Here is a 21,161-nt window from a genome sequence, read left to right on the forward strand (position 1 = left end):
ATGAAAAAAATCACGAGTGTATGCCCTTACTGTGGCGCGGGTTGTAAGCTGAAGCTGGTTGTTGATAACGGTAAAATTATCCGTGCCGAGGCCGCTGACGGCCAAACGAACCAAAACGAACTGTGTCTGAAAGGCTACTACGGCTGGGACTTCCTTAACGATACCAAGCTGCTGACGCCACGATTGACACAGCCGATGATCCGCTATGAGAAGGGCGGCAAATTCACTCCAGTGAGCTGGGATGAGGCGATTCGCTACACCGCGAAACGTCTTGGCGATATCAAAGCCAAATTCGGGCCGCGCGCGATTATGACCACCGGGTCATCGCGCGGTACCGGCAATGAAACCAACTATGTGATGCAAAAGTTTGCCCGCGGTGTGCTGCATACCAACAACGTCGACTGCTGCGCGCGCGTGTGCCACGGCCCGTCGGTGGCAGGGTTGCAGGATGTGCTGGGCAACGGCGCGATGAGTAACAGTATTGGCGATATCGAAAACTCGCGCTGCCTGCTGGTCTTTGGCTACAACTGTGCGGATTCGCACCCGATCGTGGCGCGACGCGTCATTAAGGCCAAAGACAAAGGGGCCAAAATTATCGTCTGCGATCCGCGACGCATTGAAACCGCGCGTATCGCCGACCAGCATCTGCAAATGCGCAACGGCAGCAATATGGCGCTGGTGAATGCCTTTGCCCACGTACTGCTGGAAGAGAATCTCTACGACAAAGAGTACGTGGCGCGCTTTACCACCGGGCTTGATGAGATGCGTGAAGTGGTCAAAGACTACGCGCCGGAAGCGGTGGAACATCTCACCGGTATCCCGGCGCAGCAGGTTCGTCAGGCCATGCGAACCTACGCCGCCGCACCGTCCGCGACCATTATGTGGGGCATGGGCGTGACTCAGTTTGGCCAGGCGGTTGACGTGGTGAAAGGGCTAGCAAGCCTCGCGCTGCTGACCGGTAACCTTGGGCGTGAAAGCGTCGGCGTTGGCCCGGTTCGTGGGCAAAACAACGTCCAGGGCGCCTGTGATATGGGCGTACTGCCAAACCAGTTCCCTGGCTACCAGGATGTGGTTGACCCTGCCGTACGTGAGAAATTCGCTAACGCATGGGGCATTGACGCGAGTTTGATGGACGACAAAGTTGGCGTGCGGATCACCGAAGTACCGCATCTGGCTCTGGAAGGGAAGGTGAAAGCCTACTACATCATGGGCGAAGATCCGCTGCAAACTGAGGCTGATTTAGGCCTCGTGCGTAAAGGGTTTGAGGCGCTCGACTTTGTGGTGGTGCAGGACATCTTCATGACCAAAACCGCCGAGCAGGCGGACGTGCTGCTGCCCGCCACTTCATGGGGCGAACACGGCGGCGTCTTTACCTGCGCCGATCGCGGCTTCCAGCGCTTTGAAAAAGCTATTGAGCCGACCTACAACGTGAAACGGGACTGGGAAATCATCAGCCTGCTGGCCAGTGAGATGGGCTATCCGATGCATTACGACGACAACCAGCAAATCTGGGACGAAATGCGCGAGCTGTGCCCGCTGTTCTACGGCGTCACCTATGAAAAAATGGGTGACATGGGCCACGTGCAGTGGCCGTGCCCGACGCTCGACCATCCCGGCACTCAGTATCTGTATGAAGACAACCAGTTCGCGACGCCGGACGGCAAAGGCCATCTGTTCGCCGCGCCGTGGCGTGCACCGGCTGAAATTCCGGATGCCGATTTCCCACTGGTGCTTTGCACCGTGCGCGAAGTGGGCCACTACTCCTGCCGTTCGATGACCGGCAACTGCGCGGCGTTGCAATCGCTGGCTGACGAACCGGGCTTTGTACAGATCAACCCAACGGATGCGGAACTGCTGAACATCCGCGACCAGCAGCTGGTGTGGGTCTCTTCACGCCGCGGCAAGGTGATTAGCCGCGCTAACGTCAGCGAACGCATCAACCACGGCAGCGTCTACATGACCTACCAGTGGTGGATTGGCGCCTGTAACGAACTGACCCAGGATAACCTCGACCCGATTTCGAAAACGCCGGAAACCAAGTACTGCGCGGTGAAAGTGGAAGCGATTGACGATCAGAACTGGGCTGAAAACTATGCGCTGGAAAGCTATCAGTTGATGAAAACGCGACTGAAAGTCGCGGTGCTCGGGTAAAACAAATGCGTGCAAACGGAGTGCAGATTCGTATCTGCGGCAAAGTTCAGGGGGTCGGTTTTCGCCCCTTCGTTTGGCAACAGGCTAAGCTGCGTGCGCGCTTGGGCGATGTCTGTAATGACAGCGCCGGCGTGCTGCTGCGTCTGTACGGTGATGACGCGGACTTTATCACCGCGCTCTATCAGCACTGCCCGCCGCTTGCGCGCATTGACAGTACCCACGTTGAGCCCTATGACTGGGCGACGATTCCTACCGATTTTGTCATTCGCGAGAGCGGCGCGGGGGCGATGAGTACGCAGATCGTCCCCGACGCGGCAACGTGCCCTGCCTGTCTCGCGGAGATGAACGACCCCGGAGAGCGGCGCTACCGCTATCCGTTTATCAACTGCACCCACTGCGGGCCGCGCTTCACTATCATTAACGCCATGCCGTATGACCGGCCGCTGACGGTGATGTCGGCATTCCCGCTGTGCAAGAGGTGCGAGGTGGAATACCGCAACCCTTACGACCGACGTTTCCACGCTCAGCCGGTGGCCTGCGCCGAATGCGGCCCGTGGCTCAAGTGGCAAAGCGCTGAGCAAAAACTGCAAAAGGAAGCGGCATTACAGGCCGCTGTCGCGATGCTAACAGCGGGCGGTATCGTCGCCGTGAAAGGCATTGGCGGTTTCCATCTGGCCTGCGACGCAGGAAATTCACGGGCAGTTGCCACGCTTCGTGCTCGTAAGCATCGCCCGGCGAAACCGCTGGCAGTGATGGTACCCAATGCCGATGCGCTGCCGCTAGAGGCCGTATCGCTTTTAACCACGCCTGCCGCACCGATTGTGCTGGTGGCGAAACATAATGTCTCTGGCCTGTGTGCCGGGATTGCGCCGGATCTGGCGGAAGTGGGCGTGATGCTGCCCGCTAACCCATTGCAGCATTTATTGATGCAGGCGCTGGGGCGTCCGCTGGTGATGACCTCCGGGAATCTGAGTGGCAAACCGCCGGCGTTAACCAATCAGCAGGCGCAGCACGATCTCGCCGATATCGCTGATGGTTTCCTGCTGCACAATCGCGATATCGTCCAGCGCATGGATGACTCGGTAGTGCGCCAAAGCGGTGAAATGCTGCGTCGTTCCCGTGGCTATGTGCCGGATGCGCTGCCGCTGCCGCCGGGTTTTCACGATGTGCCGCCGACGCTGTGCCTCGGCGCGGATATGAAAAATACCTTCTGTCTGGCGCGTGGCGATCAGGCGGTGGTTAGCCAGCACTTCGGCGACCTGACCGATGACGGTGTAGAAGGCCAATGGCAGCAGGCGCTGCGCCTGATGCAGGCGATTTATGAGTTTACTCCGCAAGCGGTGGTAGCCGATTTTCATGACGGTTATCGCTCGTCGCAATGGGCGCTGGCGAGCGGTCTGCCCGTTCAGCACGTGCTGCACCACCATGCGCATATCGCCGCCTGCCTGGCGGAGCACGACTGGCCGCTGGACGGCGGCGAAGTGATTGCGATGGCGCTCGACGGCATTGGCATGGGCGAATCCGGCGCGCTGTGGGGCGGCGAGTGTCTGCGCGTGAGCTATCGTCACTGTGAGCATCTCGGCGGGCTGCCTGCGGTGGCGCTGCCGGGCGGCGATCTGGCGGCGCGTCAGCCATGGCGTAACTGGCTTGCGCAGTGTCTGGCCTTTGTGCCGGATTGGCAGGCGTTTGCTGAAACCCAAAGCGTGCAGCAAAAAAACTGGCCGCTGCTGGCGCAGGCAATCACGCGTGGAATAAACAGTCCGCAGGCCTCTTCCTGTGGTCGTCTGTTTGACGCGGTGGCCTGTGCGCTCGGCTGTACGTCAGAAACGCAGAGTTATGAAGGGGAGGCGGCCTGCCGTCTTGAAGCGCTCGCCGCCACGTGCCCTGGCGTGGTTCACCCGGTGACGATGCCGGTGGTGGGCCATCAACTGTGTCTGGCGACTTTCTGGCACAGCTGGCTGTGCTGGCAGGCTGAGCCCGCCGAAAAAGCATGGGCATTTCATGATGCGCTGGCATGCGGCGTGGCCGCTATGATGCGGGCGCAGGCGCAGCAGGCCGGTATTTCTACGCTGGCGTTTGGTGGCGGCGTGCTGCACAACGCGCTGCTGCGTAGCCGTCTCTCACACTATTTATCCGATTTCACTCTGCTCTTTCCCAAGCGTTTACCCGCTGGCGATGGGGCGATTTCATTTGGGCAAGCCGTGGTTGCTGCTGCCCGTAGTCAGGCGTAAGGAGTTCTCATGTTGTTGAATGTGCTTCGCCAGCAGCCGCGTGCGTCGCTGCTGGTGCTGGTTTTGCTGCTGGCGAATTTATTGGCGTGGGGCTGGGCATGGCAGGCGTTTGGTCATAACGGCGCGCTGATGGCCGCCAGCCTGCTGGCGTGGGGCTACGGCCTGCGTCATGCGGTGGATGCTGACCACATTGCGGCGATTGATAATGTCACCCGCAAAATGATGCAGCAGGGCAAACGTCCGTTCGGCGTCGGCGCCTGGTTCTCGCTGGGGCACTCTTCCATTGTAGTGCTGGCGTCGGTAGCGATTGCCGCCACGGCGACCGCTTTCCAGCATAAGATGAGCTGGTTCCACGATACCGGCAGTATTATCGGTACGGCAGTCTCGGCGATATTTCTGCTGGCAATGGCGCTGGTGAACCTGATTATTCTGCGCGGCGTGTGGCGCAGTTTCCAGGCTTTGAAAAAGGGCGAGTGGATTGATGCCGACGCCCCGGTGAGCGGTGGGCTGATGAGCGCGCTGTTTAGCCGCACTTTCCGCCTGATTGGTAAGAGCTGGCACATGTACCTGGTGGGTTTTCTGTTTGGCCTCGGCTTTGATACTGCCACCGAAATCGGCGTACTGGGGATCTCAGCGGCCAGCGCTTCCAGTGGGATGTCGATGTGGTCGATTATGGTCTTCCCGGCGCTGTTCGCTAGCGGCATGGCGCTGGTGGATACCCTCGATAATATTCTGATGGTTGGCGCCTACGGCTGGGCCTTCAATAAACCGCAGCGTAAGCTCTATTACAACATGACTATTACCGGGGCTTCTGTTGTGGTGGCGCTGTTTATCGGCGGGCTGGAAGCGCTGGGGTTGATTATGGATAAATTCGACTTAACCGGCGGACTGTGGAGCGATGTTGCGCTGCTAAGCGATAACCTCGGTAACGCGGGCTTTGTGGTGATTGGCCTGTTTGCGCTGTGCTGGCTGGTGTCGATGGTGAACTACCGCTGGCGCAACTATGACGCGCTGGTGGTGCGTTAAGATTAGCGTCAGAGCCGGTACCGAACGCCAGAAAAAAAAGCCCCGGGGCAGCGGGGCAAACATATGACTTTGCGCTTCCTTGCGCATGAGGTTAAGTCAAACAGTGGACTGAGGGTTTACTGATTAACTGACCAGCGACTTCAATAAGCCAAAGGCTTCTTTCATTCTTTCTTCGCTGACCACAAAGGCTCGCAGCTGCTGACTGGCATCATAGCCTTGAGCCAGCATACCGTCGGCGCGGGTTTCAATGGCCCAGTTCAGATCCTGACGGCGGGTTTCGCCCGCCAGGTGCAGCGGCAGATCCGGCGTTTTCACCTTCACCAGCATATTGGGCAGCTTCAGCTCGCCGGACTGGCCGAGCAGATTTTTCGCCAGACACATAGCGCTCATCAGAATCGGCTGCAGGAACGGCATCACCGCGCCTTTGATTTCTGCGCAGTCACCTAGCGCATAAATATCCGGATTGCTGGTTTGCAGCGTGCTATCGACTTTTACGCCACGGTTAATCTCCAGACCCGCCATCCGCGCCAGCGCCGTTTCGGGACGCAGACCTGTGGCGGCAACCACTGCATCGACTTCCACGTGGCGGTCGCGGTCAAAGCTGGCGCGAATACCGCTCGCAGTTTGCTCCAGCCCTTGCAGCTGGCTTTTCAACAGCAGGTGAATGCCCATATCGGTCAGACGATGCTGCAGCCGGCTGCTCACCTCTGGCGGCATGAGCGAAGCCAGTACGCTGGCAGAGTTATCCACCACGGTGACCGCTTTACCCGCCCGGCAGAAGTCCATGGCCAGTTCGCTACCAATCAAACCGCCGCCGATAATGAGCACCCGTTTGGCATCGCGTAGCGTCGTTTGCGCGGCACCGAACTCCTGCTGGCTGTTGAGGGTCAGCATCAGCTCTTTGCCCGGTACCGGTGGCACAATGGCTGACGCACCGGTCGCCAATACCAATTTGTCGTAGTGCCATTCGTGGTTTTGGCTTTTTACCACGTGCGCCTCGGCGTCGATTCCAGTAACCCAGGTCTGCGGGAACAGATTCAAGTTGTACTGTTCGGCGAACTCACCGGCGGTTTGCAGGGTGAGATCGGCTGCGGTTTGCCCACGGCTGACGACGTGACTCAAATCCGGTTTATTGTATTCGTCGATACTGTCGGCGGCGATGAGCGTCAATTTGACGCTCGTATCCTGTTTACGGATATTTTTCACCAGTTGGCGGGCGGCGAAGCCCGAGCCAACGATCACAATGCCATGATTCATTTTGCCTCCGTTGCCATCACGTCGAAGACATCTTTACCTAATGAACATTCCGGGCACAGGAAGTTGTCCGGGACTTCACTCCACGGCGTGCCTGGCTGTACGTCCTGGTTTGGCTCGCCTTTTGCTGGGTCATATACCCATTGGCAAACGCTGCACTGCATGCTTGGACCGAGGTCGGCGGCCGCTGCGGCTGCACAGGCGCAGGACTCTTTGGCTGTGTCTACTTTCGCAGTGGCTTCCGGCAGCGGAGCCAGCGCCCACTGGCGGGCGATTTCGCGGCCGTGCTGGCGACACACTTCCAGCGCATCAAGATCCGGACGCCATTTGGCTTTCAGGCTCAGGGACATTTCAAAACCGGCATCCTGCAGGCGGGTGGACAGACGGTCTACCGCGCCGCCGCTCCAGCCGTGGGAACCAAAGGCGCTGGCGCGTTTATTACGGAAGCGCAGGCCGGTCATCTCCTCCACCAGTCCGGCGATTTTCGGCATCATCACGTTGTTCATGGTCGAGGTGCCGACCAGCACGCCTTTTGAGCGGAATACGTTGGTCAGAATTTCATTTTTATCGCTGCGGGCGACGTTGAAGATTTTTACCGCCACGTTCGGGTCGACTTCGTTAATGCCCTGAGCAATCGCATCCGCCATCATGCGGGTGTTGTTGGACATAGTGTCGTAGAAGATGGTGATGCGGTCTTCCTGATAGTCGGCGGCCCATTTCAGGTACAGCTCAACGATCTGAGTTGGGTTTTCACGCCATACCACGCCGTGGGAGGTGGCAATCATATCGACCGGCAGGTTAAAACCGAGGATTTCGGTGATTTTTGGCGTCACCAGGCGGCTGAACGGCGTCAGGATGTTAGCGTAGTAGCGCTGGCACTGTTCAAACAGTTCTGTCTGGTCAACTTCGTCGTTGAACAGGCGTTCGTCGCAGTAGTGCTGGCCGAAGGCGTCGTTACTGAACAGCACTGCATCGCCGGTCATGTAGGTCATCATGCTGTCTGGCCAGTGCAGCATTGGCGTTTCAACGAAGATCAGCTGTTTGCCGTTACCGATATCCAGTGAGTCGCCGGTTTTTACCACATGGAAGTTCCATTCAGGGTGATGGTGGTGGCCGTTGATGGAGTCAATCGCGTTAGCGGTGCAGTAAATTGGGGTGTCAGGGATCTGCGCCATCAGTTCGGTCAGCGCACCCGCGTGGTCTTCTTCTGCGTGGTTAATGATGATGTAGTCGATATCAGCGAGGTCGATTTCACCGCGCAGGTTCTGCACGAATTCGCGGCTGAATTTGTGGTCGACGGTATCGATCAGAACGTTTTTCTCTTCGCGGATAAGGTAGCTGTTGTAGCTGCTGCCACGCAGCGTTTTATATTCTGTGCCGTGGAAATCACGCACTTCCCAGTCACGTTGGCCAACCCAATGAATGTTATTTTTAACCAGAATAGACATAGCAACCTCAATAATTAATTCAGCGTTTTTCAAAAAAGATGTTTTGCTTATTGCAGGCTGCGTGCCAACTTTTTAATTTGTTGATTTATATGTAATTAATAAATAATACTTCTTTATTGTTAGTCAAAATGACTATGCTGAATATTGTCAATATGACATCATGTGTTGTCAAAATGACTGTGAGGTTTCCATGAGCTTTTCTGTAGACGTGCTGGCAGGCATCGCCATTGAATTACAACGCGGCGTGGGCCATCAGGACAGATTTCAACGTCTGATTACCACGCTACGCCAGGTGCTGGAATGCGATGCGTCGGCGCTGCTACGCTATGACGCGCGGCAGTTTATTCCGCTGGCGATTGATGGGCTGGCCAAAGACGTGCTTGGCAGGCGCTTTACGCTGGAAGGTCACCCGCGTCTGGAGGCCATCGCCCGTGCTGGTGACGTGGTGCGTTTTCCCGCCGACAGTGATTTACCCGACCCATACGATGGCCTGATCCCCGGCCAGGAAAGCCTGAAAGTTCACGCTTGCATTGGGCTGCCGCTGTTTGCTGGACAAAATTTAATTGGCGCGCTGACTCTCGACGGCATGTCGCCAGATCAGTTTGACGTGTTCAGTGATGAAGAGCTGCGGCTGATCGCCGCGCTGGCGGCGGGGGCGTTAAGCAATGCGCTACTGATTGAACAGCTGGAAAGCCAGAATATGCTGCCCGGCTCGGCGAGCGATTTTGAGCAGGTCAAAGAGACGCAGATGATTGGTCTGTCGCCGGGCATGATGCAGCTGAAAAAAGAGATCGAAATTGTTGCGGCCTCGGATCTGAACGTGCTCATCAGCGGTGAAACCGGCACCGGTAAAGAACTGGTGGCGAAAGCGATTCATGAGGGTTCGCCGCGTGCGGTCAGCCCGCTGGTATACCTGAATTGCGCCGCGCTGCCGGAAAGCGTCGCCGAAAGCGAGCTATTTGGCCACGTGAAAGGTGCGTTTACCGGCGCTATCAGTAACCGCAGCGGCAAGTTTGAAATGGCGGATAACGGCACGCTGTTCCTTGATGAAATCGGCGAGCTGTCGCTGGCGCTGCAGGCCAAGCTGCTGCGCGTTTTGCAATACGGCGATATTCAGCGCGTGGGCGACGATCGCAGCCTGCGTGTGGATGTGCGGGTGCTGGCCGCCACCAACCGCGACCTGCGTGATGAAGTGCTGGCGGGCAATTTCCGCGCCGACCTGTTCCATCGTCTCAGCGTGTTTCCGCTGTTTGTGCCGCCGCTGCGCGACCGTGGAGACGATGTGGTGCTACTGGCGGGTTATTTCTGCGAACAGTGTCGGCTGCGTTTAGGATTGTCGCGCGTGGTGCTAAGTTCTGCCGCGCGGACTCATCTGCAACGCTACGGCTGGCCGGGCAATGTGCGCGAGCTGGAACATGCGGTGCATCGTGCCGTCGTACTGGCGCGGGCGACGCGCAGCAGCGGTGACGTGGTGCTGGAAGTACAGCATTTTGCGTTTCAGGAAGGGGCGATGAGTACAGCCGTTGCCGAAGTGCCTGCGTCAGCGTCCATCGTTGCCGTCAACAATCTGCGTGAAGCCACTGAGCATTTTCAGCGGGAGATGATCCGCAATGCGCTGGAGACGCATCGACAGAATTGGGCAGCGAGCGCGCGGGCTTTAGAGACAGACGTCGCCAACCTGCATCGGTTGGCGAAGCGTCTGGGGCTCAAGGATTAAAGGATCCCGGCCTGATAGAAGTTTTGCAGGTTAATGGCGCCGACCAGACGGTGGTTTTCATCCACCACCGGAGCGGCGCTGATTTTCAGCTTCATCAGTTGCTCTTTGGCATCAATGGCGCGTGCTTGATCGTTAAGCGTTACGCCGCCTTTGGTCATTGCCGCGGTGACGATATCAGTCAGCGCGCCGCCACCAACCAACCAGCGGCGCAGGTCACCGTCGGTAAAGATCCCCTGCACCCGAGACTGGTCGTCACAGACGGCAACCATCCCCATCCCGGTACGGCTCAGCTCCATCATCGCATCCATGATACTGGCGTGGATGGTGACCTGCGGAATATCGTCGCCCTGACGCATTAGGTGATGTACGCGATTTAACAGACGCGCGCCGAGCGCACCGGCTGGATGTGAACGGGCAAAATCTTCTTCGTTAAAACCGCGTGCCTGCATCACGGCGATGGCCAGCGCATCGCCCAGCATCAGCGTGTTGACGGTACTGGAGGTGGGAGCAAGGTGCATCGGGCAGGCTTCGCGTTCGACGGCGATATCCAGCACCGCGTCGGCCGCCAGCGCCAGCGGAGAGTTGGCTTTGCCGGTCATCGCCAGCAACACCACGGATTTTTCTTTCAGACGAGGAATAATGTGGTCGAGCTCTTTCGCGCCGCCGGAGTAGGAAATAAATAGCATCACGTCGCGGCTTTCCACCATGCCTAAGTCACCGTGCAGTGCTTCTGCCGGGTGAACAAAGAAGGCGGGGGTGCCGGTGCTGGCAAAAGTGGCCGCCAGTTTCTTGCCAATATGACCGGATTTGCCCATGCCGGATACGATCAGTTTACCTTTGCAGTTCAGTACGGCGTTGGCGGCCTGAACAAAGGTCTCGTCAAGACGGTCGGGTAGGCGGCTTGCTTCCTGTAATTCCAGTAACAGGGCCTTTCGCCCGGCCTCTAACAAAAAATCACTCATGACTTTCTCCGATAATTAGCGCGTCAAACGGTCCAGTTTTGCGCGGCGATGATAAAGCATTGAACCGTGTCAGAGTATCGATTGCATCATGGATAGTGTATCTCTGGACTTTTTTTTCCAGTCAGCCCTTCCAGCGCTTCCTTGTGTAGCGGCGGATGCTTTACCATATTTAACTCTTGCTGATATTGTTAAATGGAAGTCTCATGTTGAAGCGTCGCGTTCTGGCTTTACTCCCACTGTGTGTCCTGCTCGCTGCCTGTAGCAGCAAGCCGAAAACGGCTGAATCACCGGCAACTACCTCCGGCGGTTTTCTTCTTGAACCCCAGCATAATGCGTTGATTCCGACTGGTGATTTCGCCAATAACCCGGCGGCAGAGCAGTTCATCGATAAGATGGTGAGCAAGCACGGATTTGACCGACAGCAGCTGCACGAAATCCTCTCGCAGGCCAAACGTCTGGATTATGTTTTGCGTCTGATGGACCGACAGGCACCGACCGGCCTGCCGCCAACCGGCCCGAACGGTGCCTGGCTGCGCTATCGCAAACAGTTTATTACCCCGGATAACGTGCAAAACGGTGTGGCATTCTGGAACCAGCATCAGGCCGCACTGCAGCGCGCTCAGCAGGTTTACGGCGTGCCGCCGGAAATTATCGTTGGGATTATTGGCGTTGAAACCCGCTGGGGCCGCGTGATGGGCAAAACGCGTATTCTTGACGCACTGGCGACGCTCTCCTTCAACTACCCGCGCCGCGCCGCATACTTCTCCGGCGAGCTGGAAACCTTCCTGCTGATGGCGCGTGATGAAAAAGATGACCCGCTGGATCTCAAAGGTTCTTTCGCTGGGGCGATGGGTTACGGCCAGTTCATGCCGTCTTCGTATAAACAGTATGCCGTTGATTTCAACGGCGATGGGCACATCAACCTGTGGGATCCTGAAGATGCTATCGGCAGCGTAGCCAACTACTTCAAACAGCACGGCTGGGTGAGCGGCGATACGGTGGCGGTGCAGGCGATGGGCCAGGCTCCAGGGCTGGATAATGGCTTTAAAACCAAATACAGCGTATCACAGCTGGCAGCGGCGGGCTTAACACCGATGCAGTCGCTGGGTAATCACCAGCAGGCAAGCCTATTGCGTCTGGATGTCGGGACTAGCTACCAATACTGGTACGGTCTACCAAACTTCTACACCATCACCCGTTATAACCATAGTACTCACTATGCGATGGCTGTCTGGCAGTTGGGGCTGTCGGTCGCACAGGCTCGCGGGCAGTAAATCCTTCCTTCGGCATCTCTCCCGCCGGAGAGGTGCCTGTTACATTTTGCATCATTTCCTACCGTTTACATCTAAGCGCCAATCTCATATTGTTATGTTATAACATCAAATAACGAGGCAAAGATGTTCACTTCTGTTTTTATGGCGTCAGCCATGGCGCGGCTGGCGCTGGCCTGCGCATTGCTATTGCTGTTGTGGCTTGCGGTTTGGTGGGCGGTAGCGCTGCCATGATCGAACTGGACAATCTGGTAGCGGGCTATGAAGGCATGGCGATTACGCCATCGCTGAGCGGCACAATTCCCAAAGGCAGCATGACGGCGATTGTTGGTCTGAATGGCTGTGGCAAATCCACGTTACTAAAAACGCTGGCCGGTTTTATTCCTCCCGTTAGCGGCGTTGTTCGCTGGACGCCATCGCGGCCTGTTATCGGCTGGCTGGCGCAGCGTCACTCGCTGGAGTCGCAGTTTCCGCTGACGGTGCTGGACGTGGTGAGCCAGGGCGCGTGGCCGCGGGTTTCGCTGCTACGAGGCCTGCGCAGTGAGGTGCGTGAACGTATTCATACCGCGCTGGTGAGAGTGGGGCTGGCAGCGCTGGCCAAAGCGCCGATAGAGGCACTCTCTGGTGGTCAGTTTCAGCGGATGCTTTTCGCTCGCGTGTTGGTACAGCGGGCGCCGTTGGTGATGCTTGATGAGCCTTTCACCGGTATCGATGAAGCGACCAGCCATGACCTGATGGGGGTGATTCAGGAGATGCACCGGCAGGGGCAAACGGTGCTGGCGGTGTTGCACGACAATCAACGCGTGGCGGATTACTTCCCGGAAACACTGCTGCTGACGCCGAACAATGCCTGCTGGGGGCATACTTCCGATGTTCTCCCAGCCTTTCAAACCGCGAGGTTGGCATGATCTGGCATACCTTTTTTCAACCGTTTATTGAGTTTGGCTTTATGCGCCGTGCACTGGTGGTCTGCCTGGCACTGTCATTAAGTACCACGATCCTCGGCGTCTTTTTACTGCTACGGCGGATGAGCCTGATGGGCGATGCGCTGTCGCACGCGATATTACCCGGCGTGGCGGTAGGCTATCTGGTGAGCGGGATGTCGCTACTGGCGATGACCATTGGCGGGTTTATCGCCGGTATTATCGTTGCGCTGGTTGCGGGATGGGTGAGTCGACGTACACCGCTAAAAGAGGATGCCAGCTTTGCCGGTTTCTATCTGGGCTCGCTAGCGTTGGGCGTCACGCTGGTTTCACTGCGTGGCTCAAACGTCGATCTCCTGCATCTGCTGTTTGGCTCAATTCTGGCGGTGGACAACGATGCTGCGCTGTTTGTGGTCGGCGTCGCGAGCCTGACGCTCATCTGCATTGCGCTGTTTTATCGCGGTTTAGTGAGCGAGGCTTTCGACAGCGACTGGCTGCAGGTTAATGCTCGCTGGCTACCGGTGGCGCTGCATGGTCTGTTTCTGGCGCTGCTGGTGCTTAATCTGGTGGCAGGATTCCAGGTGCTCGGCACGTTGATGGCGGTGGGGGTGATGATGCTGCCTGCCATCGCGGCGCGCTGCTGGGCGCGAACGTTGCCCGTCATTCTGCTGTTGGCCGCTGGCATGGGCAGCGTCTGTGCATGGCTGGGGCTGAGTCTGTCGTGGGCGGCGAATCTGCCCGCAGGACCGTCCATCGTCCTCACCGCCAGCGGCGTCTTTTTTGTTTCTGTGTTTTTTGGCACGCATAGCCGGTTGACCGTTGGCTGGCGAAAATTAATGGGATGAGGGAAAAGAGATGAAACGTAGTGGAATTTTTCTGGCGTTGGCATTAAGCCTTGCCGCACAGGGGGCGATGGCGAAAACGCTTAACGTTGTCAGCAGTTTTTCGGTGTTGGGGGACATGGTGCAACAGGTTGGTGGTGAACATGTGCATGTGGATACGCTGGTTGGCCCGGACGGCGATCCGCACACCTTTGAACCATCGCCGAAAGATAGCGCACTGCTCAGTAAGGCCGATGTGGTGGTGGTGAATGGACTGGGGCTGGAAGGATGGTTGGATAGACTTATTAAAGCGTCCGGTTTTAAAGGTGAACTGGTGGTGGCTTCAACCGGCGTGAAGACCCATACGTTGGATGAAGAGGGGAAAACGGTCACCGATCCACACGCCTGGAACAGTGCGGCAAATGGAGCGCTGTACGCACAGAATATCCTTAATGGACTGGTGAAGGCGGACCCGCAGGATAGCGCGGCGCTGAAAGCATCCGGTGAACGCTACATCGGCCAGCTTAATGAAATTGACGGTTGGGCTAAAAAACAGTTCGACGGTATCCCAGCAGCTAAGCGTAAAGTGTTAACCAGCCACGATGCTTTTGGCTATTTTTCTCATGCCTACGGGGTGACCTTCCTGGCGCCGCAGGGGCTATCATCGGAAAGCGAAGCTAGCGCCGCGCAGGTGGCCGCACTTATTACGCAAATTAAAGCCGATGGCGTGCACACCTGGTTTATGGAGAACCAGCTCGATCCGCGTCTGGTGAAGCAAATTGCGACAGCCACGGGCTCTCAGCCAGGCGGTGAACTGTACCCGGAAGCACTATCAAAACCGGGCGGCGTAGCGGATAGCTATGTGAAGATGCTGCGCCATAATGTGGAGCTGATTGCTGCCAGTATGCGCTAAAGTCAACCGGCCCAATGGGCTAGCACCGTTTATTTAAGCGAAGCGATTAGGGAAAATGCCGGGATTGGGTCTCCGGAGGGACGCCAAACCTGGTGATCGCCCTGATATCTCATTCTTAAACTCACTGTGTTAGTCCATTGGGCCGGTTTTTCTATGGTATGGGCTGCTTTTCCCGCAACGCCTGGACGGTTTTGTTCTGCTTAATCCCCATCACCAGACTGCTCACGCCGAGTAGCGTCTCAATACCTTCAAACAATATGTCAAAGGGGCGAGTGAATAGATGCAGAACGACGGTCAGTAATATGCAAATACCGCAGGCGATTAAAATGCTGCGTAGCCGGATCGCTTTTTTGAGTTCGTTTGAGTTGAACACTGTATTAACCATTCCTGATAACCTCGCTAAGGAGCCTTCCTTGTGTCGCTCGATTGTGCCACCCGCGCGCTTGGGCAGCTATCCGAAAGCGGGGCTTTCCGCATCTCGATCATTTTCTGAATCCCCCTCGTAAAATTGTTATCCCGTCCCCATATATCCCCTGAAAGTGCTATCTTTGATGGCCTCTTTATTTGGCGACTGCGGAGTGATAATGACGGATTCCGAATTAATGCAGCTGAGCGAACAGATTGGCCTGGCGCTTAAGGCGCGCGGCGCAACGATGACCACAGCAGAGTCCTGCACCGGCGGCTGGATTGCCAAAACAATCACCGATATTGCCGGTAGCTCTGCGTGGTTTGAACGCGGATTTGTGACCTACAGCAATGAAGCTAAATCGCAGATGATTGGCGTGCGGGAAGTCACGCTTGAGCAACATGGCGCGGTCAGTGAACCGGTGGTGGTGGAGATGGCGATTGGCGCATTACGCGCAGCCCGTGCTGACTTCGCGGTATCGGTCAGTGGTATTGCCGGGCCTGATGGCGGCAGCGCAGAAAAACCGGTAGGAACCGTATGGTTTGGCGTCGCCAGCGCCAACGGACAGGGCGTTACCCAGCGTGAATGTTTCTCCGGTGACCGCGAATCGGTGCGCCGACAGGCAACGGCTTATGCGCTCAATCTTCTCTGGCAACAATTTCTACAAAACACTTGATACTGTATGACCATACAGTATAATTGCCTCAACAGAACAGAATTCACTATCCGGTAACACCCGGTATGACAGGAGTAATAATGGCTATCGACGAAAACAAACAGAAAGCGTTGGCGGCAGCGCTGGGCCAGATCGAAAAGCAATTCGGTAAAGGCTCCATCATGCGTCTGGGTGAAGACCGCTCCATGGATGTGGAAACTATCTCCACCGGTTCGCTTTCACTGGATATCGCGCTGGGCGCAGGCGGCCTGCCAATGGGTCGTATCGTCGAAATCTACGGGCCAGAATCCTCCGGTAAAACCACCCTGACGCTGCAGGTTATCGCCGCGGCGCAGCGTGAAGGTAAAACCTGTGCGTTTATCGATGCTGAACACGCGTTGGATCCGGTTTATGCGCGCAAACTGGGCGTTGATATCGACAACCTGCTGTGCTCTCAGCCAGATACCGGCGAACAGGCTCTGGAAATCTGTGACGCGCTGGCGCGTTCCGGCGCAGTAGACGTTATCGTGGTTGACTCCGTTGCGGCGCTGACGCCAAAAGCGGAAATTGAAGGCGAAATCGGCGACTCTCACATGGGCCTTGCGGCACGTATGATGAGCCAGGCAATGCGTAAGCTGGCCGGTAACCTGAAACAGTCCAATACGCTGCTGATCTTCATTAACCAGATTCGTATGAAAATTGGTGTGATGTTCGGTAACCCGGAAACGACTACCGGTGGTAATGCGCTGAAATTCTATGCATCCGTTCGTCTGGATATCCGTCGTATTGGCGCGGTGAAAGAGGGCGACAACGTCGTCGGCAGCGAAACTCGCGTGAAGGTTGTGAAGAACAAAATTGCGGCTCCGTTTAAACAGGCTGAGTTCCAGATCCTCTACGGCGAAGGCATCAACTTCTTCGGTGAACTGGTTGATCTGGGCGTCAAAGAGAAGCTGATTGAAAAAGCGGGCGCCTGGTACAGCTACAACGGCGACAAGATTGGTCAAGGTAAAGCAAATGCTATCTCCTGGCTTAAAGAGAACCCGGCTGCGGCAAAAGAAATTGAGAAGAAAGTGCGTGAACTGCTGCTCAATAACCAGGACTCTACGCCAGACTTTGCTGTTGATAACGACAGCGTGGAAGAAACCAAAGAAGACTTCTGATAACCTCGGAATTCAGAATAAAACGAAGGGCTGCTTATGCAGCCCTTTTGCATTTATCACTACGGCAGGAAGAGAATGACTGAAAATACCCCGCGCCGTTCTGCCTATGCGCGTCTGTTAGATCGCGCTATTCGTATTCTGGCGATGCGCGACCACAGCGAACAGGAACTGCGACGTAAACTGACTGCCCCGGTGATGGGGAAGAATGGTCCAGAGCCCATCGACGCACCGCCAGAGGAGGTTGAAAAGGTGGTTGCCTGGTGCTTTGAAAACCGCTATCTCGACGATAGCCGTTTTGTGCAGCAGTTTATGGCCGGACGCAGCCGCAAAGGATATGGCCCCGCGCGAATCCGTCAGGAACTGGGGCAAAAAGGCATTGCCCGCGAGGCCATTGAGCACGCGATGCGCGAATGCGAGATTGACTGGATGCTACTGGCGCGTGACCAGGCGATACGAAAATACGGTGACCCGCTGCCAACCACTTTTCCTGAAAAGGTTAAAATCCAGCGCTTTTTGCTCTACCGCGGCTATCAGATGGAAGATATCCAGGAAATATGGCGAAATTTTGCTGATTGACTGCACTGGGGATTTTACTTCCCTTTAAAGAAAACTTATCTTATTCCCACTTTTTCCGTCCGGGGCGGGTTGTTTTTGCAACGACTCGCCTCTGCGACGAATATCCCTTAGCTTGATTTCAGGATAATTATGAGCAAGAGCACCGCTGAGATCCGTCAGGCGTTTCTCGACTTTTTCCAAAGTAAAGGCCATCAGGTAGTCGATAGCAGCTCCCTGGTGCCGAATAACGACCCTACTCTGCTGTTTACCAATGCCGGGATGAACCAGTTCAAGGACGTGTTCCTTGGCCTCGACAAGCGTAATTATTCGCGCGCGACCACCGCGCAGCGTTGCGTACGTGCAGGCGGTAAGCACAATGACCTGGAAAACGTCGGTTATACCGCGCGCCACCACACCTTCTTCGAAATGCTGGGTAACTTCAGCTTCGGTGACTACTTCAAACACGATGCAATCCAGTTCGCATGGGAACTGTTGACCGGTGAAAACTGGTTCGCCCTGCCGAAAGAGCGTCTGTGGGTTACCGTATACGAAACCGATGATGAAGCTTACGAAATTTGGGAAAAAGAAGTCGGCATCCCTCGTGAGCGCATTATCCGCATCGGCGACAACAAAGGCGCGCCGTTTGCTTCTGATAACTTCTGGCAGATGGGTGACACTGGCCCATGCGGCCCGTGCACCGAGATTTTCTATGATCACGGCGACCACATCTGGGGTGGCCCTCCAGGAACCCCTGAAGAAGATGGCGATCGCTACATTGAGATCTGGAACATCGTCTTCATGCAGTTCAACCGTCAAGCTGACGGCACGATGGAACCGCTGCCGAAGCCATCCGTCGATACCGGCATGGGCTTAGAGCGTATTACTGCTGTTCTGCAGCATGTTAACTCTAACTATGAAATCGATCTGTTCCGTAAGCTGATTGACGCCGTTGCTAAAGTGACCGGCGCGACTGATCTTGGGAATAAATCTCTGCGCGTTATCGCTGACCATATCCGTTCCTGTGCGTTCCTGATTGCCGACGGCGTGATGCCATCAAACGAAAGCCGTGGCTACGTGCTGCGCCGCATCATTCGTCGTGCAATCCGTCATGGCAACATGCTCGGCGCGAAAGAGACCTTCTTCTACAAGCTGGTTGGCCCACTGATTGAAGTGATGGGTTCCGCAGGCGAAGAGTTGAAACGCCAGCAGGCACAGGTTGAGCAGGTTCTGAAAACGGAAGAAGAGCAGTTTGCTCGTACTCTGGAACGCGGCCTGGCACTGCTTGATGAAGAACTGTCTAAGCTTTCCGGCGATACGCTGGACGGCGAAACGGCATTCCGTCTGTACGACACCTATGGCTTCCCGGTTGACCTGACTGCAGACGTTTGTCGTGAGCGCAACATCAAGGTTGACGAAGCGGGCTTTGAAGCGGCAATGGAAGAACAGCGCCGTCGTGCGCGTGAGTCCAGCGGTTTCGGTGCAGACTACAACGCGATGATACGCGTTGACGGTGCATCTGAATTTAAAGGCTACGACCATCTGGAGTTGAACGGCAAAGTCACCGCGCTGTTTGTTGATGGTAAAGCCGTCGAGTCTATCGCTGCCGGTCAGGAAGCGGTTGTTGTTCTCGACCAGACTCCATTCTATGCAGAATCCGGCGGCCAGGTTGGCGATAAGGGCGAGCTGAAAGGCGCGGGCTTTAGCTTTGCGGTCAGCGACACCCAGAAATACGGTCAGGCGATTGGCCATCTCGGTAAGCTGTCTAACGGCGCGCTGAAAGTGGGCGATGCGGTACAGGCTGACGTGGATGACGCTCGTCGTGCACGTATCCGTCTGAACCACTCAGCAACCCACCTAATGCACGCAGCGCTGCGTCAGGTTCTGGGTACCCACGTGGCGCAGAAAGGCTCGTTGGTTAACGACAAAATTCTGCGCTTCGACTTCTCGCATAACGAAGCCATGAAACCGGAAGAAATTCGTGAGGTTGAAGATCTGGTCAACGCTCAGATTCGTCGCAACCTGCCTATCGAAACCAACATCATGGATCTCGAAGCGGCGAAAGCGAAGGGCGCAATGGCGCTGTTCGGTGAGAAATACGATGACCACGTGCGCGTGCTGAGCATGGGTGACTTCTCTACCGAACTGTGTGGTGGTACTCACGCTTCACGTACCGGTGATATCGGTCTGTTCCGTATCGTTTCCGAATCCGGTACGGCGGCAGGCGTGCGTCGTATTGAAGCGGTAACCGGTGAAGGTGCAATTGCGACTCTGCACGCACAAAGCGATCGTTTAAGCGATATCGCTCAGTTGCTGAAGGGTGATAGCCACAACGTCACTGAAAAAGTACGTACCGTCATTGAACGTACCCGTCAGCTGGAAAAAGAGCTGCAGCAGCTGAAAGAGCAAGCGGCTGCACAGGAAAGCGCAAACCTTTCCAGCAAAGCGGAGACGATCAATGGTGTTAGTCTACTGGTAAGCGAGCTGGCGGGCGTTGAGCCTAAAATGCTCCGTACCATGGTCGACGATCTGAAGAACCAGCTGGGTTCTGCCATCATCGTGCTGGCGACAGTCGAAGAAGGTAAGGTTTCTCTGATTGCTGGTGTGTCTAAAGATGTGACCGACCGTGTGAAAGCAGGTGAACTGATTGGTATGGTCGCCCAGCAGGTGGGCGGTAAAGGGGGCGGTCGTCCGGATATGGCGCAAGCTGGTGGTACCGACGCGTCTGCTCTCCCTGCTGCACTGGCCAGCGTGAAAGGCTGGGTAAGCGCTAAATTGTAATAACGATAATCGCATGCGGGCGCCTTAACGTTCTACGTTAAGGCGCCTTGCATATGCGGTACTGATAACGATAAAGTCAGGTTGAAGTCATGTAAATCGGCTAGACTTACATTTAACAGAATGTGATGCCGTGACTGCTTACACATAAGGTGTTTGTCATCGCTGACCTTTTGGCGTTATATGATGGAGAATGCCGGGATACAGAGAGACCCGACTCATTTAATCTTTCAAGGAGCAAAGAATGCTGATTCTGACTCGTCGAGTTGGTGAAACCCTCATGATCGGAGATGAGGTCACTGTGACAGTTTTAGGGGTGAAGGGTAACCAGGTACGCATCGGCGTAAATGCCCCGAAAGAGGTCTCCGTTCACCGTGAAGAGATCTACCAGCGTATCCAGGCTGAAAAATCCCAGCAGTCCAGTTACTAAGTTCTCGCGTCTCACCCAGCGGGTGAGACGCCACTCTCCCCATTTTCTGCTTCAATCTTTCTCTTCTCTCCCTCTGTCCGTTGTTTTCGTCACTATAATCTCACTCTGTGCCGTATTTTCGTGATGTCGTTTTACGGCGGTAATCGCAATTTATCTGTTGATAAAACGCCCGTTTTGCCTTTTTTAACGCCTTATTGCGTGTGAAATGTGCAATCGATAAAAATCTGCGGAAAATTGTTTGACTTATAAGTCCCAGAAAGTAATATGTGCGCCACGCAGCGACGAGAAGCTCTTAACGAGAATCTCGAAGCACTCGCAAGAGGCGTGTTGGTGAGGTGGCCGAGAGGCTGAAGGCGCTCCCCTGCTAAGGGAGTATGCGGTCAAAAGCTGCATCCGGGGTTCGAATCCCCGCCTCACCGCCATTTGCATCCATAGCTCCTGTCTCTTATACACATCTGACGCT

General features: G+C 55.9%; 17 protein-coding genes and 1 tRNA gene. 14 read left to right on the forward strand and 4 right to left on the reverse strand.

The features are described 5' to 3' along the window. Genes fdhF through KP80_RS03545 form a run of 3 tightly spaced genes read left to right on the forward strand, consistent with a single transcriptional unit; the run spans window position 1 to window position 5,408 of the window. Window positions 1–2,151: a formate dehydrogenase subunit alpha gene (gene fdhF / locus KP80_RS03535; RefSeq protein ID WP_052282201.1), complete on the forward strand. Its 2,151-nt coding sequence runs from the start codon at window positions 1–3 to the stop codon at window positions 2,149–2,151. 5 nt (window positions 2,152–2,156) lie between these two features. Next, window positions 2,157–4,382 carry a carbamoyltransferase HypF gene (gene hypF / locus KP80_RS03540; protein ID WP_052282202.1) on the forward strand — a complete coding sequence of 742 codons (2,226 nt, stop codon included), beginning with the start codon at window positions 2,157–2,159 and terminating at the stop codon, window positions 4,380–4,382. Between the two features lie 9 nt (window positions 4,383–4,391). Next, a complete protein-coding gene (locus KP80_RS03545; RefSeq protein ID WP_052282203.1) occupies window positions 4,392–5,408 on the forward strand; it encodes a HoxN/HupN/NixA family nickel/cobalt transporter in 1,017 nt (338 codons plus the stop codon). 123 nt (window positions 5,409–5,531) lie between these two features. Here the strand turns inward: KP80_RS03545 and norW are convergent, their stop codons facing one another. Then, a complete protein-coding gene (gene norW, locus KP80_RS03550) occupies window positions 5,532–6,665 on the reverse strand; it encodes an NADH:flavorubredoxin reductase NorW (RefSeq protein WP_052282204.1) in 1,134 nt (377 codons plus the stop codon). Beyond that, on the reverse strand, window positions 6,662–8,110 hold the full coding sequence (norV, locus tag KP80_RS03555; protein ID WP_052282224.1) for an anaerobic nitric oxide reductase flavorubredoxin: 1,449 nt from the start codon (window positions 8,108–8,110) through the stop codon (window positions 6,662–6,664). Before norV ends, norW begins: the two co-directional genes overlap by 4 nt. A 190-nt stretch (window positions 8,111–8,300) precedes the next feature. On the opposite strand from norV, the gene norR reads away from it, so the two are divergent. Next, window positions 8,301–9,827, forward strand: a complete 1,527-nt coding sequence (norR, locus tag KP80_RS03560; protein WP_052282205.1) for a nitric oxide reductase transcriptional regulator NorR — start codon at window positions 8,301–8,303, stop codon at window positions 9,825–9,827. Here norR and gutQ read toward each other — a convergent pair. Further along, the gene (gene gutQ, locus KP80_RS03565) at window positions 9,824–10,789 is read right to left on the reverse strand and encodes an arabinose-5-phosphate isomerase GutQ (RefSeq protein ID WP_052282206.1); all 966 of its coding nucleotides are present in this window, start codon (window positions 10,787–10,789) and stop codon (window positions 9,824–9,826) included. The genes norR and gutQ overlap by 4 nt on opposite strands. Window positions 10,790–10,992: 203 nt before the next feature. Between gutQ and mltB the strand changes: the two genes are divergently transcribed. The 4 genes from mltB to KP80_RS03585 all read left to right on the forward strand — a co-directional run bounded on the left by mltB (window position 10,993) and on the right by KP80_RS03585 (window position 14,717). After that, window positions 10,993–12,063: a lytic murein transglycosylase B gene (gene mltB / locus KP80_RS03570; RefSeq protein WP_052282207.1), complete on the forward strand. Its 1,071-nt coding sequence runs from the start codon at window positions 10,993–10,995 to the stop codon at window positions 12,061–12,063. A gap of 194 nt (window positions 12,064–12,257) precedes the next feature. Then, complete coding sequence (locus tag KP80_RS03575; protein WP_197276137.1) at window positions 12,258–12,968, forward strand: metal ABC transporter ATP-binding protein; 711 nt, start codon at window positions 12,258–12,260, stop codon at window positions 12,966–12,968. Then, a complete protein-coding gene (locus KP80_RS03580) occupies window positions 12,965–13,828 on the forward strand; it encodes a metal ABC transporter permease (protein ID WP_052282209.1) in 864 nt (287 codons plus the stop codon). The genes KP80_RS03575 and KP80_RS03580 overlap by 4 nt, the downstream gene beginning before the upstream one ends. Before the next feature lie 10 nt (window positions 13,829–13,838). Beyond that, window positions 13,839–14,717 carry a metal ABC transporter substrate-binding protein gene (locus KP80_RS03585; protein WP_052282210.1) on the forward strand — a complete coding sequence of 293 codons (879 nt, stop codon included), beginning with the start codon at window positions 13,839–13,841 and terminating at the stop codon, window positions 14,715–14,717. A 151-nt stretch (window positions 14,718–14,868) separates the two neighbouring features. Here KP80_RS03585 and KP80_RS03590 read toward each other — a convergent pair whose 3' ends face one another. Continuing rightward, the gene (locus KP80_RS03590) at window positions 14,869–15,102 is read right to left on the reverse strand and encodes a hypothetical protein (RefSeq protein ID WP_052282211.1); all 234 of its coding nucleotides are present in this window, start codon (window positions 15,100–15,102) and stop codon (window positions 14,869–14,871) included. A gap of 199 nt (window positions 15,103–15,301) precedes the next feature. On the opposite strand from KP80_RS03590, the gene pncC reads away from it, so the two are divergent. From pncC to KP80_RS03620, 6 genes are all read left to right on the forward strand, one after another. Next, window positions 15,302–15,799, forward strand: a complete 498-nt coding sequence (pncC, locus tag KP80_RS03595; RefSeq protein WP_052282212.1) for a nicotinamide-nucleotide amidase — start codon at window positions 15,302–15,304, stop codon at window positions 15,797–15,799. A gap of 80 nt (window positions 15,800–15,879) precedes the next feature. Further along, window positions 15,880–16,938: a recombinase RecA gene (gene recA, locus KP80_RS03600; RefSeq protein ID WP_052282213.1), complete on the forward strand. Its 1,059-nt coding sequence runs from the start codon at window positions 15,880–15,882 to the stop codon at window positions 16,936–16,938. A gap of 75 nt (window positions 16,939–17,013) precedes the next feature. Continuing rightward, a complete protein-coding gene (gene recX / locus KP80_RS03605) occupies window positions 17,014–17,514 on the forward strand; it encodes a recombination regulator RecX (protein WP_052282214.1) in 501 nt (166 codons plus the stop codon). A 129-nt stretch (window positions 17,515–17,643) separates the two neighbouring features. Then, window positions 17,644–20,271 (forward strand): alanine--tRNA ligase, encoded by a 2,628-nt coding sequence (gene alaS, locus KP80_RS03610; RefSeq protein WP_052282215.1) that lies wholly within the window; start codon window positions 17,644–17,646, stop codon window positions 20,269–20,271. 241 nt (window positions 20,272–20,512) lie between these two features. Continuing rightward, window positions 20,513–20,698: a carbon storage regulator CsrA gene (gene csrA, locus KP80_RS03615; protein ID WP_000906486.1), complete on the forward strand. Its 186-nt coding sequence runs from the start codon at window positions 20,513–20,515 to the stop codon at window positions 20,696–20,698. 329 nt (window positions 20,699–21,027) lie between these two features. Beyond that, window positions 21,028–21,120 (forward strand) — tRNA-Ser (locus KP80_RS03620). Window positions 21,121–21,161 lie beyond the last annotated feature (41 nt).

Source organism: Kluyvera genomosp. 1 (assembly GCF_001266615.1).
GTDB lineage: Bacteria > Pseudomonadota > Gammaproteobacteria > Enterobacterales > Enterobacteriaceae > Kluyvera > Kluyvera cryocrescens_A.

Bases quoted from the DNA above. Each gene is read 5' to 3' on its own strand.
- fdhF (WP_052282201.1), top strand. From the start codon at position 1: ATGAAAAAAATCACGAGTGTATGCCCTTACTGTGGCGCGGGTTGTAAG.
- hypF (WP_052282202.1), top strand. From the start codon at position 2,157: ATGCGTGCAAACGGAGTGCAGATTCGTATCTGCGGCAAAGTTCAGGGG.
- KP80_RS03545 (WP_052282203.1), top strand. From the start codon at position 4,392: ATGTTGTTGAATGTGCTTCGCCAGCAGCCGCGTGCGTCGCTGCTGGTG.
- norW (WP_052282204.1), bottom strand. From the start codon at position 6,665: ATGAATCATGGCATTGTGATCGTTGGCTCGGGCTTCGCCGCCCGCCAA.
- norV (WP_052282224.1), bottom strand. From the start codon at position 8,110: ATGTCTATTCTGGTTAAAAATAACATTCATTGGGTTGGCCAACGTGAC.
- norR (WP_052282205.1), top strand. From the start codon at position 8,301: ATGAGCTTTTCTGTAGACGTGCTGGCAGGCATCGCCATTGAATTACAA.
- gutQ (WP_052282206.1), bottom strand. From the start codon at position 10,789: ATGAGTGATTTTTTGTTAGAGGCCGGGCGAAAGGCCCTGTTACTGGAA.
- mltB (WP_052282207.1), top strand. From the start codon at position 10,993: ATGTTGAAGCGTCGCGTTCTGGCTTTACTCCCACTGTGTGTCCTGCTC.
- KP80_RS03580 (WP_052282209.1), top strand. From the start codon at position 12,965: ATGATCTGGCATACCTTTTTTCAACCGTTTATTGAGTTTGGCTTTATG.
- KP80_RS03585 (WP_052282210.1), top strand. From the start codon at position 13,839: ATGAAACGTAGTGGAATTTTTCTGGCGTTGGCATTAAGCCTTGCCGCA.
- KP80_RS03590 (WP_052282211.1), bottom strand. From the start codon at position 15,102: ATGGTTAATACAGTGTTCAACTCAAACGAACTCAAAAAAGCGATCCGG.
- pncC (WP_052282212.1), top strand. From the start codon at position 15,302: ATGACGGATTCCGAATTAATGCAGCTGAGCGAACAGATTGGCCTGGCG.
- recA (WP_052282213.1), top strand. From the start codon at position 15,880: ATGGCTATCGACGAAAACAAACAGAAAGCGTTGGCGGCAGCGCTGGGC.
- recX (WP_052282214.1), top strand. From the start codon at position 17,014: ATGACTGAAAATACCCCGCGCCGTTCTGCCTATGCGCGTCTGTTAGAT.
- alaS (WP_052282215.1), top strand. From the start codon at position 17,644: ATGAGCAAGAGCACCGCTGAGATCCGTCAGGCGTTTCTCGACTTTTTC.
- csrA (WP_000906486.1), top strand. From the start codon at position 20,513: ATGCTGATTCTGACTCGTCGAGTTGGTGAAACCCTCATGATCGGAGAT.